15 protein-coding genes are annotated in these 15479 nt (G+C 62.1%); 9 read left to right on the forward strand and 6 right to left on the reverse strand.

What is annotated here, in order from left to right:
* Window positions 1–3: 3 nt before the first annotated feature.
* The 7 genes from lepB to tadA all read left to right on the forward strand — a co-directional run bounded on the left by lepB (window position 4) and on the right by tadA (window position 6252).
* On the forward strand, window positions 4–858 hold the full coding sequence (lepB, locus tag LUU92_RS05580; RefSeq protein ID WP_071488638.1) for a signal peptidase I: 855 nt from the start codon (window positions 4–6) through the stop codon (window positions 856–858).
* A gap of 150 nt (window positions 859–1008) precedes the next feature.
* Window positions 1009–1698, forward strand: coding sequence for a ribonuclease III (rnc, locus tag LUU92_RS05585; RefSeq protein WP_012722401.1), 690 nt, complete (start codon window positions 1009–1011; stop codon window positions 1696–1698).
* Window positions 1691–2593 (forward strand): GTPase Era, encoded by a 903-nt coding sequence (era, locus tag LUU92_RS05590; protein WP_033902448.1) that lies wholly within the window; start codon window positions 1691–1693, stop codon window positions 2591–2593. Before rnc ends, era begins: the two co-directional genes overlap by 8 nt.
* 163 nt (window positions 2594–2756) lie before the next feature.
* Entirely contained in the window at window positions 2757–3446 is a 690-nt protein-coding gene (gene recO / locus LUU92_RS05595) for a DNA repair protein RecO (protein ID WP_058425777.1), read from the forward strand.
* 51 nt (window positions 3447–3497) lie between these two features.
* Window positions 3498–4241 (forward strand): pyridoxine 5'-phosphate synthase, encoded by a 744-nt coding sequence (gene pdxJ, locus LUU92_RS05600; RefSeq protein ID WP_071488640.1) that lies wholly within the window; start codon window positions 3498–3500, stop codon window positions 4239–4241.
* Window positions 4242–4372: 131 nt separating this feature from the next.
* Window positions 4373–5755 carry a multicopper oxidase family protein gene (locus LUU92_RS05605; protein ID WP_071488641.1) on the forward strand — a complete coding sequence of 461 codons (1383 nt, stop codon included), beginning with the start codon at window positions 4373–4375 and terminating at the stop codon, window positions 5753–5755.
* Window positions 5755–6252 carry a tRNA adenosine(34) deaminase TadA gene (gene tadA, locus LUU92_RS05610; RefSeq protein ID WP_093119568.1) on the forward strand — a complete coding sequence of 166 codons (498 nt, stop codon included), beginning with the start codon at window positions 5755–5757 and terminating at the stop codon, window positions 6250–6252. The genes LUU92_RS05605 and tadA overlap by 1 nt, the downstream gene beginning before the upstream one ends.
* 142 nt (window positions 6253–6394) lie before the next feature.
* Here tadA and cmoB read toward each other — a convergent pair whose 3' ends face one another.
* From cmoB to LUU92_RS05640, 6 genes are all read right to left on the reverse strand, one after another.
* Window positions 6395–7351, reverse strand: a complete 957-nt coding sequence (gene cmoB, locus LUU92_RS05615) for a tRNA 5-methoxyuridine(34)/uridine 5-oxyacetic acid(34) synthase CmoB (RefSeq protein WP_257103274.1) — start codon at window positions 7349–7351, stop codon at window positions 6395–6397.
* Window positions 7348–8091, reverse strand: coding sequence for a carboxy-S-adenosyl-L-methionine synthase CmoA (gene cmoA, locus LUU92_RS05620; protein WP_071494009.1), 744 nt, complete (start codon window positions 8089–8091; stop codon window positions 7348–7350). Before cmoA ends, cmoB begins: the two co-directional genes overlap by 4 nt.
* A gap of 37 nt (window positions 8092–8128) precedes the next feature.
* Window positions 8129–8785: a lysoplasmalogenase gene (locus tag LUU92_RS05625; protein WP_257103275.1), complete on the reverse strand. Its 657-nt coding sequence runs from the start codon at window positions 8783–8785 to the stop codon at window positions 8129–8131.
* A 1-nt stretch (window position 8786) separates the two neighbouring features.
* Complete coding sequence (locus LUU92_RS05630; RefSeq protein ID WP_071488646.1) at window positions 8787–9176, reverse strand: protease inhibitor I42 family protein; 390 nt, start codon at window positions 9174–9176, stop codon at window positions 8787–8789.
* Window positions 9177–9416: 240 nt separating this feature from the next.
* Window positions 9417–11837, reverse strand: coding sequence for an endopeptidase La (gene lon, locus LUU92_RS05635; protein WP_071488647.1), 2421 nt, complete (start codon window positions 11835–11837; stop codon window positions 9417–9419).
* A 92-nt stretch (window positions 11838–11929) separates the two neighbouring features.
* Window positions 11930–12919, reverse strand: a complete 990-nt coding sequence (locus LUU92_RS05640; RefSeq protein WP_222541050.1) for a GntR family transcriptional regulator — start codon at window positions 12917–12919, stop codon at window positions 11930–11932.
* Window positions 12920–13253: 334 nt separating this feature from the next.
* Here LUU92_RS05640 and LUU92_RS05645 point away from each other — a divergent pair, with 334 nt between their 5' ends.
* On the forward strand, window positions 13254–14576 hold the full coding sequence (locus LUU92_RS05645; RefSeq protein WP_257103276.1) for an amidase: 1323 nt from the start codon (window positions 13254–13256) through the stop codon (window positions 14574–14576).
* Window positions 14577–14587: 11 nt separating this feature from the next.
* Complete coding sequence (locus LUU92_RS05650; protein ID WP_010212857.1) at window positions 14588–15466, forward strand: polysaccharide deacetylase family protein; 879 nt, start codon at window positions 14588–14590, stop codon at window positions 15464–15466.
* The last annotated feature ends 13 nt before the right edge of the window (window positions 15467–15479 follow it).

The following is a 15479-nucleotide window of genomic DNA, read 5'->3' on the forward strand; positions in this document are numbered from 1 at the left end:
CCTATGTCGCTAAATTTCCCGCTGTTGCTGGTCATCGCCGTTGCCGTTTGCGGTCTCCTGGCGTTGCTCGATCTGGTGTTCTTCGCCCCGCGTCGGCGGGCGGCTATCGCGGCCTATCAGGGCAGCGTCAGCCAGCCCGATGGCGTGGTGATCGAGAAGCTGAACAAAGAGCCTTTGCTGGTTGAATACGGCAAGTCGTTCTTCCCGGTGTTGTTCATCGTGCTGGTGCTGCGTTCTTTCCTGGTGGAGCCGTTTCAGATCCCGTCGGGGTCGATGAAGCCTACCCTGGACGTGGGCGACTTCATCTTGGTGAACAAGTTTTCCTACGGCATTCGCCTGCCGGTGATCGACAAGAAGGTCATCGAAGTCGGTGACCCGCAGCGCGGCGATGTAATGGTGTTCCGCTACCCGAGCGACCCGAATGTCAACTACATCAAGCGTGTGGTTGGTTTGCCGGGCGACGTGATTCGCTACACCAGTGACAAGCGCCTGTTCATCAATGGTGAGTCGGTGGCTGAAAAGCTGCTGGGTTCCGAGCCGAACAGCCTGGGCAGCGCCGAGCTGTACCAGGAAAAGCTCGGTGCGGTGGAGCACGAAATCCGCAAGGAAATGAGCCGCTACCGTGCCCAGCCTGATGGGCAGTGGAAGGTTCCGGCCGGGCACTACTTCATGATGGGCGACAACCGCGACAACTCCAATGACAGCCGGTACTGGGATGACCCCAACATTCCCAAGGACCTGCTGGGCATGGTTCCCGACCAGAATATCGTCGGCAAGGCCTTTGCGGTCTGGATGAGCTGGCCGGAACCCAAACTCAGCCACCTGCCGAACTTCTCGCGGATCGGGCTGATCAAGTAATACAGGCGGCGCTGTGATCACAGCGCCGAATGCTTTTCTGGGGTGGGGACAAATCGGTCCTGCCTCATGCGGCACCAACCAGGATTTGAATTTGAACACTGCGTCAATCGTCGATGGCCGCCGGTGCCACCAACTAGATATGGATAAACCGTGACCGTTTCTCTAGCACGTCTCGAGCGCCAGCTCGGCTACACCTTCAAGGATCAGGAACTGATGGTCCTTGCCCTCACACACCGCAGCTTTGCCGGGCGTAACAACGAGCGCCTGGAATTCCTCGGTGATGCCATCCTCAACTTCGTCGCCGGTGAGGCGCTGTTCGAGCGCTTCCCCCAAGCCCGTGAAGGCCAGTTGTCGCGCCTGCGTGCGCGCCTGGTGAAGGGCGAGACCCTGGCCGTGCTGGCCCGTGGCTTCGGCCTGGGCGAGTACCTGCGCCTGGGGTCCGGCGAGTTGAAGAGTGGTGGTTTTCGTCGCGAGTCGATCCTGGCCGATGCCCTTGAAGCGCTGATCGGTGCCATCTACCTCGATGCCGGCATGGAAGCCGCCAAGGAACGTGTCACTGCCTGGCTGACCTCCGAGATCGAAAGCCTCACGCTGGTCGACACCAACAAAGATCCCAAGACCCGCCTGCAGGAATTTTTGCAGTCCCGCGGGTGCGAACTGCCACGCTACGAAGTGGTGGATATCCAGGGTGAGCCCCATTGCCGCGTGTTCTTCGTGGAATGTGAAATCACCTTACTGAACGAAAAAAGCCGAGGTCAGGGTGTGAGCCGTCGTATTGCCGAACAGGTAGCGGCCGCCGCAGCACTGATTGCCCTGGGCGTGGAGAATGGCCATGACTGATTCAACCGCAACACGCTGTGGCTATGTTGCCATCGTCGGCCGCCCGAACGTGGGCAAGTCCACGTTGCTCAACCACATCCTTGGCCAGAAGCTGGCGATCACCTCGCGCAAGCCGCAGACCACCCGCCACAACATGCTGGGCATCAAGACCGAAGGCACCGTGCAAGCGGTCTACGTCGACACCCCAGGCATGCACAAAGGTGGCGAGAAAGCCCTGAACCGCTACATGAACAAGACCGCTTCGGCGGCGTTGAAAGACGTCGACGTGGTGATCTTCGTGGTCGACCGCACCAAGTGGACCGACGAAGACCAGATGGTCCTCGAACGCGTGCAGTACGTCACCGGCCCGTTGATCGTCGCGCTGAACAAGACCGACCGTATCGAAGACAAAGCCGAGCTGATGCCGCACTTGAGCTGGCTGCAGGAACAACTGCCGAACGCCCAGATCATCCCGATTTCGGCCCAGCACGGCCACAACCTCGATGCCTTGGAGCGCGTGATCGCCGAGCACCTGCCGGAGAACGAGCACTTCTTCCCGGAAGACCAGATCACCGACCGCAGCAGCCGTTTCCTCGCCGCTGAACTGGTGCGCGAGAAAATCATGCGCCAGATGGGTGCGGAGCTGCCGTACCAGATCACCGTGGAAATCGAAGAGTTCAAGCAGCAGGGCAAGACCTTGCACATCCATGCGCTGATCCTCGTCGAGCGTGACGGTCAGAAGAAAATCATCATTGGCGACAAGGGCGAGCGTATCAAGCGCATCGGCACCGAGGCGCGCAAGGACATGGAATTGCTGTTCGATTCCAAGATCATGCTGAACCTGTGGGTGAAGGTGAAGGGCGGCTGGTCCGATGACGAGCGTGCACTGCGTTCCCTGGGCTATGGCGACCTGTAAGGTCCTGAATGCACCGCGTGGCTGAAAATGTGGGAGGGGGCTTGCCCCCGATAGCGGTGGGTCAGTTGACAAATAAGTGACTGACACACTGCCATCGGGGGCAAGCCCCCTCCCACATTAGGTTTGTGTCGTTTTCAAAAGTGCATTCCAGCAGTGAGCAGCCATGTCCCAATCCCCACCCCCCAGCCAACTTGCCTACGTCCTGCACAGCCGCGCCTACCGCGAGACCAGCGCCCTGGTGGACTTCCTCACGCCCCAAGGCCGCCTGCGCGCCGTCTTGCGCAGTGCACGGGGCAAGGCGGGCACGTTGGCGCGGCCGTTCGTGGCCCTGGACGTGGAGTTTCGCGGCAAGGGTGAGCTGAAAAACGTCGGCCGCATGGAAAGCGTGGGCACCTCGGCCTGGCTCAACGGCGATGCGCTGTTCAGCGGCCTTTACCTCAATGAACTGCTGATCCGCCTGCTCCCCGCCGAAGACCCGCACCCGGCAGTATTCGATCACTACGCCGCCACCTTGCTCGCCCTGGCCGAAGGCCGTCCCCTGGAACCCTTGCTGCGTGCGTTCGAATGGCGCCTGCTCGACGACCTGGGCTACGGCTTCGAACTGGCCAACGACCTGCACGGCGAGCCCATCGCCGCCGATGGCATGTATCGCCTGCAAGTGGACGCCGGCCTGGAGCGCGTGTACCTGCTGCAACCTGGCCTGTTCCAGGGCACCGAGCTGCTGGCCATGAGCGAAGCGGACTGGACGGCGCCCGGCGCCTTGTCCGCCGCCAAGCGCCTGATGCGCCAGGCCCTGGCCGTGCACCTGGGCGGCCGGCCGCTGGTCAGCCGCGAGTTGTTTCGAAAGCCCTGACAACCCCGTGTATGCTGTGCGGCGTTTCTTTCCCTTTTCAGGAGCGCTTCCGTGAGCACCAGCAATCGCATTCTTCTTGGCGTCAACATCGACCACGTCGCCACCCTGCGCCAGGCCCGGGGCACCCGTTACCCTGACCCGGTCAAGGCCGCGCTGGACGCCGAAGAAGCGGGCGCCGACGGCATCACCGTGCACCTGCGCGAAGACCGCCGCCACATCCAGGAGCGCGACGTGCTGCTGCTCAAGGATGTGCTGCAAACCCGCATGAATTTCGAAATGGGCGTTACCGAAGAAATGATGCAGTTCGCCGAGCGCATCCGCCCGGCACACATCTGCCTGGTGCCGGAAACCCGCCAGGAGCTGACCACCGAAGGCGGCCTCGACGTGGCCGGCCAGGAAGCGCGGATCAAAGCCGCCGTGGAGCGCCTGTCGAAGATCGGCAGTGAAGTCTCGCTGTTCATCGACGCCGACGAGCGCCAGATCGAAGCCTCGCGTCGTGTCGGTGCACCGGCGATCGAACTGCACACCGGCCGCTACGCCGACGCCACCACGCCCACCGAAGTGGCCGAGGAACTGCAACGCATCATCGACGGTGTGAGCTGCGGCCTCAAGCAAGGCCTGATCGTCAACGCCGGCCATGGCCTGCATTACCATAACGTCGAAGCCGTGGCCGCGATCAAGGGTATCAACGAGCTGAACATCGGCCATGCGCTGGTGGCCCATGCGCTGTTTGTCGGTTTCAAAGGCGCTGTCGCCGAAATGAAAGCCCTGATCCTGGCTGCCGCCAAGCACTAAACAACGATGCAGTTGCAATGTGGGAGGGGATTGCCCCCTCCCACATGCGAACCCTTACTGTTTAGCCGTTGCAGGTGTATCGTATCTGCCCTTTGCAGGCCTTGGGCCTGCGGCCGATACGTGAGGTTGTTGTGTCCCGATCCTTTTCCCGTCGACAAATCCTGGGTGGTCTTGCAGGCCTGGCCGTAGTGGGCGTCGGTGCCGGTGGCGGCTACCGCTACTGGCTGGGGAAAGTTGCCGAAGCCGAGGCGGGGCACGACTACGAGCTGATCGCCGCGCCACTGGACGTGGAATTGGTGCCAGGGCACAAGACCGAAGCCTGGGCGTTCGGCCCTTCGGCGCCGGGGACCGAGTTGCGGGTGCGCCAGGGCGAATGGCTGCGGGTACGCTTTATCAACCACCTGCCGGTCGCCACCACCATTCACTGGCACGGCATTCGCCTGCCGCTGGAAATGGACGGCGTGCCCTACGTCTCTCAATTGCCGGTCCTGCCCGGCGAATACTTCGACTACAAATTCCGCGTACCCGACGCCGGCAGCTACTGGTACCACCCCCACGTGAACAGCAGCGAAGAACTTGGCCGTGGCCTGGTTGGCCCGCTGATCATCGAAGAGCGCGAACCCACCGGTTTCAAGCACGAGCGCACCCTCAGCCTGAAAAGCTGGCATGTAGACGAAGAGGGGGCTTTCGTCGCATTCAGTATCCCGCGTGAGGCGGCCCGGGGCGGTACGGCAGGGCGTTTGTCGACGATCAACGGCGTGTCCCAGGCGGTGATCGATTTGCCGGCCGGGCAGATCACCCGCGTGCGGTTGCTCAACCTCGACAACACCCTGACCTATCGCATCAACATCCCGGATGTTGAAGCGCAGATCTACGCGCTGGACGGCAACCCCATCGAGCCACGCCCCCTGGGCAAGGAATATTGGTTGGGCCCGGGCATGCGTATCTGCCTGGCGATCAAGGCGCCGCCGGTGGGTGAGGAACTGTCGATCCGCAACGGTCCGGTGCGCCTCGGCACCTTCCGTTCGGTCGCCAACACCGATGCGCCAGGCGAATGGCCGCCTGCGTTGCCCGCCAACCCGATCAGCGAACCGGACCTGGCCAATGCCGAGAAACTCAACTTCAATTTCGAGTGGGTGGGTTCGGTCTCGGTCAACACCGACAACGGCAAGCCACCCAGCCTGTGGCAGATCAACGGCAAGGCCTGGGACATCACCGACAAGACGTGCGCCGACCGCCCGATTGCCAAGCTGGAGAAGGGCAAGAGCTACATTTTCGAATTGAAGAACATGACCCAGTACCAGCACCCGATCCACCTGCACGGCATGAGCTTCAAGGTGATCGCCTCGAACCGGCACAAGGTGATCCCGTATTTCACCGACACCTACCTGCTGGGCAAGAACGAGCGTGCCCGCGTGGCACTGGTGGCGGATAACCCAGGCGTCTGGATGTTCCATTGCCACGTGATCGACCATATGGAAACCGGCCTGATGGCCGCCATCGAGGTGGCGTGATGCGCCAGATCCGCCCAACCGCAATCATTGATCGCAGCCGCGACCAGGACTTCATGCGCGAAGCCCTGGCCCTCGCCGCCCAAGGCGCCGCGCTGGGAGAAGTGCCCGTCGGCGCGGTGCTGGTGCAGGACGGCGAGATCATCGGTCGAGGCTTCAACTGCCCGATCAGCGGCAACGACCCCAGCGCTCACGCCGAGATGGTCGCCATCCGCGCCGCCGCGCAAGCCATCAGCAATTACCGCCTGGTGGGCAGCACGCTGTATGTGACCCTGGAGCCGTGCAGCATGTGCGCCGGTTTGATCGTGCATTCACGGGTTGCGCGGGTGGTGTATGGCGCATTGGAGCCCAAGGCGGGAGTCGTGCAAAGCCAGGGGCAGTTTTTTACCCAGGGCTTTCTGAATCATCGAGTGTTGTTTGAAGGCGGGGTGCTGGCTGAGGAGTGCGGGACGGTCTTGAGCGAGTTCTTCAAGGCCCGCCGGGCCAAATCTGCTCTCTAAACGACGCTGGAAATCAAAAGGTGGGAGGGTGCTTGCCCCCGATAGCAGTGTGTCAGTAAGCATATTTATGACTGATGCACCGCCATCGGGGGCAAGCCCCCTCTCACATTTGGAACTCTATTTTATCAGTGAGGTATCAGCGTCATTTCCTGGCAATGATCACCGCCCGCATCGGCGCCGGCAGCCCTTCGATGGTCTTGCTGTGATCTTCGGGATCGAGGAAGTCACTCAACGACTGGTACTTCATCCACTCCGTCCCGCGCTGTTCCTCGATGGTGGTCACGCTCACATCCACGCAGCGCACATCAGTGAAGCCTGCACGGCGCAGCCATAGCATCAGCGCCGGCACTGAGGGCAGGAACCACACGTTACGCATCTGCGCGTAGCGATCTTCCGGCACCAGCACTTGTTGCTGATCGCCTTCGACCACCAATGTTTCCAGCACCAGTTCGCCACCTTTGACCAGGGTGTCTTTCAGCGCCAGCAGGTGTTCGATCGGCGAACGACGGTGGTAGAACACGCCCATGGAAAACACTGTGTCGAAGCCTTCCAGGTTTGCCGGCAGGTCTTCGAACGGGAACGGCAGGTGCCAGGCCCTGGGCTCGGACAGGTAGCGCTGTACCGCCTGGAACTGGCAGAAGAACAACCAGTTCGGGTCTACGCCAATCACGCTGTCAGCGCCGGCGCCAAGCATGCGCCACATGTAGTAACCGTTGCCGCAGCCTACGTCGAGGATACGTTTGCCCTTCAAGTTCAGGTGCGGCGCAACCCGCGACCACTTCCAGTCCGAGCGCCATTCGGTGTCCACATGCACGCCGAACAGGTTGAACGGCCCTTTGCGCCACGGGCTCAGGCCCATCAATGCAGTGTGCATCTGCGCGCGGGTGTCATCGTCGCAGTCGGTATCGAGTGTCAGGCCGTTGAGCAAATCAACGTCGCTGGGCTGGATCTTTGGCAGAGCATCCAACGCACTCTGCCAACGCTCCAGGTCGCCATGGCCCTTTTCCATCTTGCTGTCGAGCTGCGCTTGCAGGCCCTGGGCCCACACGGCCAGGGGAGTGCCGACCAGATGGCGGGCGAGGGGGGAAAGATCAATCATGGCAAGGCAATCAACGAGGCAAAGTTAAGACACTGGAACCACGGCACGACTTTCGAGAACCCGGCCGCCAGCAGGCGTTCGCGGTGTTCTTCGAGGCTGTCGGGCTTCATGACGTTTTCGATGGCGCTGCGCTTCTGGGCGATTTCCAGTTCGCTGTAGCCGTTGGCGCGTTTGAACGCGATGTGCAGGTCGGTGAGCAGCGCGTGTTCTTCGGCATCGTTGAAGCGCAGCTTCTCCGAGAGGATCAACGCACCACCCGGCAACAGCGACTGGCGGATGCGCGAGAGCAACGCCAGGCGCTCATCGGGGGCAATGAATTGCAGGGTAAAGTTCAGCGCCACCACCGAGGCCGGGGCAAATTGCAGCGCGAGGATATCGCCCTCGATCACCTCGACCGGCAGCAACTCCTGGAACATCGAGTCCTGGCCATTGAGGTACTCACGGCAGCGCTCGACCATGGCTGCCGAGTTATCCACCGCGATCACCCGGCAACCGTCGGTGCGCACATGGCGGCGCAGGGCCTGGGTGACGGCGCCGAGGGACGAGCCCAGGTCATACAGCACGCTGTTGGGCTGGGCAAATTGTGCCGCGAGTACGCCGAGGTTCTCGACGATGGTCGGGTAACCGGGCACCGAGCGCTTGATCATGTCCGGGAACACCCGCACCACGTCTTCGTTGAAGGCGAAGTCCGGCACCTGGGGCAGGGGCTGGGCGAATAGGCGATCGGGTTCTTTGCTCACGGCTGTTCCGGGGGACGAGGGGGGAAAGGCCGGCATTTTAGCCAACTTGGCCCTCGGATGCGCGGGTTGTCTGATGGAAAGCCGAAGCGGTGATGCCCCACTGGCCGAGCCAATAAGTGACGATCAGCAAATACGGCGCCGCCTCGAACGCCACCACAAACCGATTGATCCCGATCAGCGTGTCGGAAAACACAAACGACGCCGCGCCCGACGCCGCCAACAGTGCCGAGCGCTGCGGCACTTCACTGCCCAAACGTGCCAATGCGCGCCAGAGCATGGCGCTGATCACCAGCGCATACACCACCACCGGAATCAGCAGATCGCCCAGGCCGTGGGAAATCAGGATGCTCAGCAGGATCGCGCCCACCCCCAGCGCCAATACCAGCGGCAGCAGCGCCAGGCGGCGGCAATCACTGAAATAGGCCTTGAGATACGCCAGGTGCGCAAACAGGAACGCCCCCAGGCCAAAGATAAACAGGTCGCCGGGCCAGGCAAGCAGCACATCCCCCACCAGGGAAAAAATCAGCCCAAGGCTGATCCAGCGTCGATAGTCGGTGGGCGGCGCATCATGCAGCCAGCCCAGCAGCGCAAGTACCGGCAGCGGCTTGACCAATAGACACAGCAAGGTGGCATGGGTGCTCAGGCCGTAGATGAACGTGCCGGCGCCCATCAACGCAAGAATCAGCCAAGGCATATCAGTTCACCGTAATGGTGCAGTCAAAGGTTTCGACAGGTTCGGCCTCCGGCTCCCAGGGTTGCTGGGAGGTCAGGCGCAAACGGCCCTGGCCGGCGGCGAAGGCCTGGAAGCGCCAGGTCGATTGGCCGCCGCCGCCGATCACGCCCGACTCGCTGCTACTGTAGACCTCAGGGCTCAACGCACGCAGTACGCCGCCGGCGGAATCCTGGATGGCCCAGCGGTAACCGGTAGTGGGGTTGCTCGGGAGGGTGAGGGTCAGGTTTTGTCCGCTTTTAAGCTGAAGCGGGCAGGCGCTCTGGTTGTCCACGGTGACGTTTTGCTTCGGTGCACTGGCGCACGCGGCCAGCAGGGCAAGGCTCAAGGGGAGAAGCAGGCGGGCAGCGGTCATGGGGGCTCCATTCATTCACGACGAAGGGCGAGCATAACCGAAGATGAGACAAGGTGTGACAACAGGGCCGCAGGCTTGTTGTGGCGAGCAGGCGTGCCCTGCGTTGGGCTGCGAAGCAGCCCCAAAACTAACGACCCACACTTTCAGGAAAAATGGACTGCTTTAAAGAGGGGCTGCTTCGCAGCCCAACGCAGGGCAAGCCTGCTCGCCACAGGGGGCCTACCAGGCGCTGGATAGCTGTCAGAAGAGCACCTTCGCCACATCCGCAAAGCGCTTGGCAAAGTGCACCGTCATGCCTTCCTTCAGGTACTCCGGCAACTCTTCAAAACTCCCGCGGTTCGGCTCCGGCAAGATCAGTTCATGAATCTTCTGGCGCCGCGCCGCAATGACCTTCTCGCGCACCCCGCCAATCGGCAGCACATGCCCGGTCAACGTCAGTTCGCCGGTCATGGCCACGCCTTTTTTCGGCGGCTGGTTACGCGCCAGCGACAACAACGCGCTGGCCATGGTCACCCCGGCGCTGGGACCGTCTTTGGGCGTGGCGCCTTCCGGCACATGCAAGTGCACGAAGGCTTCATCGAAGAATTTCGGATCGCCGCCAAACGACTTCAGGTTCGAACTGATGTAGCTGTAGGCGATTTCGGCAGATTCCTTCATCACTTCACCCAATTGCCCAGTGAGCTTGAAGCCGCGGTTGAGCGTATGGATGCGCGTGGCCTCGATCGGCAAGGTTGCGCCGCCCATGCTGGTCCAGGCCAGGCCTGTGATCACGCCGGTGCCGGACAGCACTTGCTCATTGCGGAACACTGGCATGCCCAGGGAGCTTTCCAGGTCCTTGTTGCCGATCTTGATCACCGAGTCCGGCTCATCCAGCAGCTTGACCACCGCCTTGCGCACCAGTTTGCCCAGCTGTTTCTCCAACTGGCGCACCCCGGCTTCGCGGGCGTAGCCGTCGATGAGTGCGCGCAGGGCGCCGTCGCTGATGGTCAGGCTGGTTTTCGCCACACCGGCTTTTTCCAGCTGCTTGGGCCACAGGTGACGCTTGGCGATGGCGACTTTTTCTTCGGTGATATAGCCCGACAGGCGAATCACTTCCATACGGTCCAGCAGCGGGCCGGGGATGGAGTCCAGGGTGTTGGCAGTGCACACGAACAGCACCTTGGACAGGTCCAGGCGCAGGTCCAGGTAGTGATCGAGGAATTCGACGTTCTGCTCCGGGTCGAGGGTTTCCAGCAGCGCCGACGCCGGGTCGCCCTGGAAGCTCTGGCCCATCTTGTCGATCTCGTCGAGCATGATCACCGGGTTCATCACCTCCACGTCCTTGAGCGCCTGCACCAGCTTGCCGGGCAGCGCGCCGATGTAGGTACGGCGATGGCCCTTGATCTCGGCCTCGTCGCGCATGCCGCCGACGCTGAAGCGGTAGAACGGCCGCCCCAGGGACTCCGCGATGGATTTGCCCACACTGGTCTTGCCCACACCCGGCGGGCCGACCAGCAGCACGATGGAGCCGGCGACTTCGCCTTTATAGGCGCCCACCGCGAGGAACTCGAGGATGCGGCTCTTGATGTCGTCCAGGCCCGCATGGTGCTTGTCCAGCACCTTGCGCGCATGTTTCAGGTCGAGCTTGTCCTCGCCGTACACGCCCCACGGCACCGAGGTGGCCCAGTCCAGGTAGTTGCGCGTCACCGCGTATTCCGGCGAACCGGTCTCGAGGATCGACAGCTTGTTCAACTCTTCGTCAATGCGTTTCTTCGCCTGGGCCGGCAGCACCTTGCCTTCCAGGCGTTGCTCGAATTGTTCGACGTCCGCGCTGCGGTCGTCCTTGGTCAGGCCCAGCTCCTGCTGGATGACCTTGAGCTGTTCCTTGAGGAAGAACTCGCGCTGGTGCTCGCCGATCTTGCGGTTCACCTCGGCGGAGAGTTCTTTTTGCAGGCGTGCGACTTCGACTTCCTTGCGCAGCATCGGCAGCACTTTTTCCATGCGCTTAAGCATGGGCACGCAATCCAGCACTTCCTGCAACTCGTTACCGGTGGCCGAGGTCAGCGCGGCGGCGAAGTCGGTGAGCGGCGACGGGTCATTGGGGCTGAAACGGTTGAGGTAGTTCTTCAGTTCTTCGCTGTACAGCGGGTTGAGCGGCAGCAGTTCCTTGATCGCATTGATCAGTGCCATGCCATAGGCCTTGACCTCGTCGGTCGGCTCGCTGGGCTGGTGCGGGTACTCAACTTCCACCAGGTACGGTGGGCGGTGGTGCTTGAGCCAGGTCTTGATGCGTACGCGGGTCAGGCCCTGGGCGACGAATTGCAGCTTGCCGTTCTCGCGGCTGGCGTGGTGCACCTTCACCAGGGTGCCGTACAACGGCAGGCTGGAGGTGTCGAAGTGGCGCGGGTCTTCCGGCGGCGTGTCCATGAAGAACAGGGCCAGGGAGTGGTGGTCGGACTTGCTTACCAGCTCCAGGGTTTCGGCCCACGGTTCTTCATTGACGATCACCGGCAGCACTTGCGCCGGGAAGAACGGCCGATTGTGGATCGGGATGATGTAGACCTTGTCCGGCAGGTTTTGCCCAGGCAGGGCCAGGCCGGTATTGGACGAGGCGGATTCAGCGTTTTCGGGGTCGGCGTAGTCGTTGAGGTCGTAATCGGGGAAATCTTGCTGGTCGCTCATGGGGCACCTGCATAAGGAAGTATGGTGCTTAGATGGGGCGGGGCAGTGGTGGTTTCAATGGCGGGGTGGAGTTAGCAACAAATTGCATGAATTCAGCTGATCTTGTGCAGATAACTCGGCAACGGCTGCTCCGGTAACACCGACAGCACCTTCAACCGCTGCAACATACGTTGCCTGGCCCGCTGCAAATGCTCGCGCAGGTTCAACGCCGCCGCATCAAACGCACCATGCAGCAGCAGCTCCAATATCAACCGATGTTCGGCCAGCATGGCTGGATCCGCGCCGATCCCCAGCAAGCGGTAGAAAATCCGGCTGATGATCATGGGGCTCTGGCCCTGGCGGATCAACGCCGCGATCTTGCGGTTCTGCAGGCCGGCGAGGCAGCGTTGGTGCAAGTCGTCCTCGATCTGTTCGATGGCCTCCAGGCTGCAGTGGGGGTTGTCCTGGGCGGCCAGCACGCGCTGCAGCATGGCTTCGAGCAACTCGCGGTCGAGGTGGGGCGCGCTCTGGCGCAGCGCTTCGGGTTCCAGGCAGGCGCGCAGTTCGTAGTCTTCGGTGACTTCCCGCGCCGTCAAAGGCCCCGCCAGCCATTGGGAGTAGGGCTCCTTTTCCACCAGGCCACGGTCGCGCAGGCGCATCAGCGCTTCGCGCACTACCGCACGACTGACGCCGTAGTGGTCGGCGGCGGCTTGCTCGTCGAGGCGGTAATGGCCGAAGGCGATGCAGGTGGACAGCGCCGCGCCGATTTCTTCGACGATACGTTCGCCCAACGGCCGCGTATCCACCAGTTCATCGTCACCGTTGAGCCCCAGGTGTGCATGGCTCAGGGGCAGGCGCAGCGGTTCCATGGCCAGGCCTTCGGGATTGATCAGGTAACCCCGGCCGTTGAAGCGGCAGATCAGGCCTTCGTCATGCAGCAGGTCCAGGGCCTTGCGCACTGGGACACGGCTGGTGCCGAACAATTCGGCCAGCGGCGCTTCCAGCAACACCAGGCCATGGCGCGCAGTGCCGTTGACGATCGCGTCACGCATCACCTTGTGAATCATCGCGTAACGGGACGCCGAGGCGGACACTGCTTTCATCGTTTTCTCTGGAGACTGTAGGAAGGTGGCCGAGGATTCTCTCATAAGTCGTGCCTGTCACTCTGCGCCACGTCGGTGGCACTTTTTTGGGGCCTTGAAAGCGAGGATGTTACTTTTCTGCACCAAAATGTACTTTTTAAAAGAAGATACATTATTTCATTGAAGGTGTTTTCCCTCGTCCTGGCAAGATTTTTCCTGCCGTCTAAAAGCATCTATCCCGCTGCTCTGGGCAAACTTTCCTCATCGCGCACACACGTGCCGATACAGACTGGCACGGAATCTGCCTTTGTAAAATGTACATTTTATGAATATGTACGTTTTGAGGATCAAGCCGATGTCAGACGCCACTTCCATGGCCGAGGATTTTGCCAGCGGTCGCAGTGACCCGGTGCAAGCCCTCGAACAGGCACTCGATAAGGCCAGCCAAGCCCCGGCCGTGTTTATCAGCCTGACTGCCGAGCGTGCGCGCCGTGAAGCCGAAGCCTCGGCTGCCCGTTGGCGCGCCGGGCAGCCATTGAGCGTGTTCGATGGTGTGCCGCTGGCCTGGAAGGACCTGTTCGATGTGGCCGGCAGCGTCACCACCGCAGGCGCTGCCTATCGCCGCAACGCGCCTGCCGCGTTGCTCGATGCACCTGTGGTCGGCCTGTTGTGCCGCGTCGGAATGGTCAGTGTCGGCAAGACCAACCTCAGCGAACTGGCCTATTCCGGCCTGGGTCTGAACCCGCATTTCGGCACGCCGCACAATCCCCATGGCGACGACGAGCCGCGCATTCCTGGCGGCTCGTCGTCCGGCTCGGCGGTGGCGGTGGCGGCCGGGATCGTGCCCATCGCCATGGGCACCGACACTGCAGGCTCGATCCGCATCCCATCGGCGTTCAACGGCCTGGTGGGCTACCGCAGCAGCCGCCGACGCTACAGCCGTGACGGCGTGTTCCCCCTGGCCCATACCCTCGACAGCCTGGGGCCGCTGACCCGCAGCGTGCGCGATGCACTGGCCATCGACGACCTGCTGCATGGCCGTACCCAGATCCACGCTGCCCGCAGCCTCAAGGGCCAGCGCTTTGTGTTGGCGCAACAGGACGTCGAGCCCGCTGTGCGCAACAATCTGCTGCGCGCCGTGGAGCAACTCAAGGCCCGGGGCGCACTGGTTGAAGAACGTGAATGCGCGACCTTCCAGGCCACCCTGGACCTGATCAAGCACCACGGCTGGCTCGGTTCCTTCGAAGCCTTTGCCCTGCATGAAGTGCTGCTCGACGGCCCTGATGCCGAGCAACTCGACCCTCGCGTACGTCGCCGCCTCGAAGCCGCGCGCGCACTGCCCGCCAGTCAGCTTATCCACCTGACCGACGCACGCCGCCGCCTGCAACAGCAACTGATCGACGACCTCGACGGCGCCATCCTGATCACCCCCACCGTCGCCCATGTCGCGCCAGCCCTGGCACCGCTGGAGGCCGACGACGACCTGTTTGTCAAAACCAATCTCGCCACCCTGCGCCTGACCATGCCCGGCAGTTTGCTCGACATGGCCTGCGTGAACCTGCCCAGCGGCCGCGATGCCCAGGGCCTGCCCACCGGGCTGCTGCTCAGCGCTCCCACCGGAGAAGACGCTCGCCTGTTGCGCGCGGCGTTGTCCGTCGAAACCGTACTTAACGTTTAAGGAGACACACCATGGCTAAAGACATCCTCTGTGCATTTGGCGTCGACGTTGACGCCGTCGCCGGCTGGCTCGGTTCCTACGGCGGCGAAGACTCGCCGGACGACATCTCCCGTGGCCTGTTCGCCGGTGAGGTCGGCGCGCCACGGTTGCTCAAGCTGTTCGAACGCTACGGCCTGCGCACCACCTGGTTCATCCCCGGCCATTCGATGGAAACCTTCCCGGAACAGATGAAGGCCGTGGCCGACGCCGGTCACGAAATCGGCGTGCACGGCTACAGCCACGAAAACCCTATCGCGATGACGGCCGAGCAGGAAGAAATCGTCCTGGATAAATCCATCGAACTGATCACCCAGGTCACCGGCAAGCGCCCCACCGGCTATGTCGCGCCGTGGTGGGAATTCAGCAAGGTGACCAACGAACTGCTGCTGAAAAAAGGCATCAAGTACGACCACAGCCTGATGCACAACGACTTCCACCCCTACTACGTGCGCAAGGGCGACAGCTGGACCAAGATCGACTACAGCCAGCACCCCGACACCTGGATGAAACCCCTGGTGCGCGGCGAAGAAACCGACCTGGTGGAGATCCCCGCCAACTGGTACCTCGACGACCTGCCACCGATGATGTTCATCAAGAAAGCCCCCAACAGCCACGGTTTCGTCAACCCGCGTCACCTCGAAGAAATGTGGCGCGACCAGTTCGATTGGGTCTACCGCGAACACGAACACGCGGTGTTCACCATGACCATCCACCCGGACGTGTCCGGTCGCCCGCAAGTGCTGCTGATGCTGGAGCGCCTGATCGAACACATCCAGAGCCATGCCGGCGTGCGCTTCGTCACCTTCGACGAAATCGCCGACGACTTCATCCGCCGCCAACCGCGTACCTGAACCTTTGCAACCA

The organism is Pseudomonas extremorientalis (genome assembly GCF_024584605.1).
Lineage (GTDB): Bacteria > Pseudomonadota > Gammaproteobacteria > Pseudomonadales > Pseudomonadaceae > Aquipseudomonas > Aquipseudomonas extremorientalis.

Bases quoted from the DNA above. Each gene is read 5' to 3' on its own strand.
- LUU92_RS05645 (WP_257103276.1), top strand. From the start codon at position 13,254: ATGTCAGACGCCACTTCCATGGCCGAGGATTTTGCCAGCGGTCGCAGT.
- recO (WP_058425777.1), top strand. From the start codon at position 2,757: ATGTCCCAATCCCCACCCCCCAGCCAACTTGCCTACGTCCTGCACAGC.
- lepB (WP_071488638.1), top strand. From the start codon at position 4: ATGTCGCTAAATTTCCCGCTGTTGCTGGTCATCGCCGTTGCCGTTTGC.
- cmoB (WP_257103274.1), bottom strand. From the start codon at position 7,351: ATGATTGATCTTTCCCCCCTCGCCCGCCATCTGGTCGGCACTCCCCTG.
- LUU92_RS05650 (WP_010212857.1), top strand. From the start codon at position 14,588: ATGGCTAAAGACATCCTCTGTGCATTTGGCGTCGACGTTGACGCCGTC.
- LUU92_RS05625 (WP_257103275.1), bottom strand. From the start codon at position 8,785: ATGCCTTGGCTGATTCTTGCGTTGATGGGCGCCGGCACGTTCATCTAC.
- lon (WP_071488647.1), bottom strand. From the start codon at position 11,837: ATGAGCGACCAGCAAGATTTCCCCGATTACGACCTCAACGACTACGCC.
- LUU92_RS05640 (WP_222541050.1), bottom strand. From the start codon at position 12,919: ATGAAAGCAGTGTCCGCCTCGGCGTCCCGTTACGCGATGATTCACAAG.
- tadA (WP_093119568.1), top strand. From the start codon at position 5,755: ATGCGCCAGATCCGCCCAACCGCAATCATTGATCGCAGCCGCGACCAG.
- era (WP_033902448.1), top strand. From the start codon at position 1,691: ATGACTGATTCAACCGCAACACGCTGTGGCTATGTTGCCATCGTCGGC.
- LUU92_RS05630 (WP_071488646.1), bottom strand. From the start codon at position 9,176: ATGACCGCTGCCCGCCTGCTTCTCCCCTTGAGCCTTGCCCTGCTGGCC.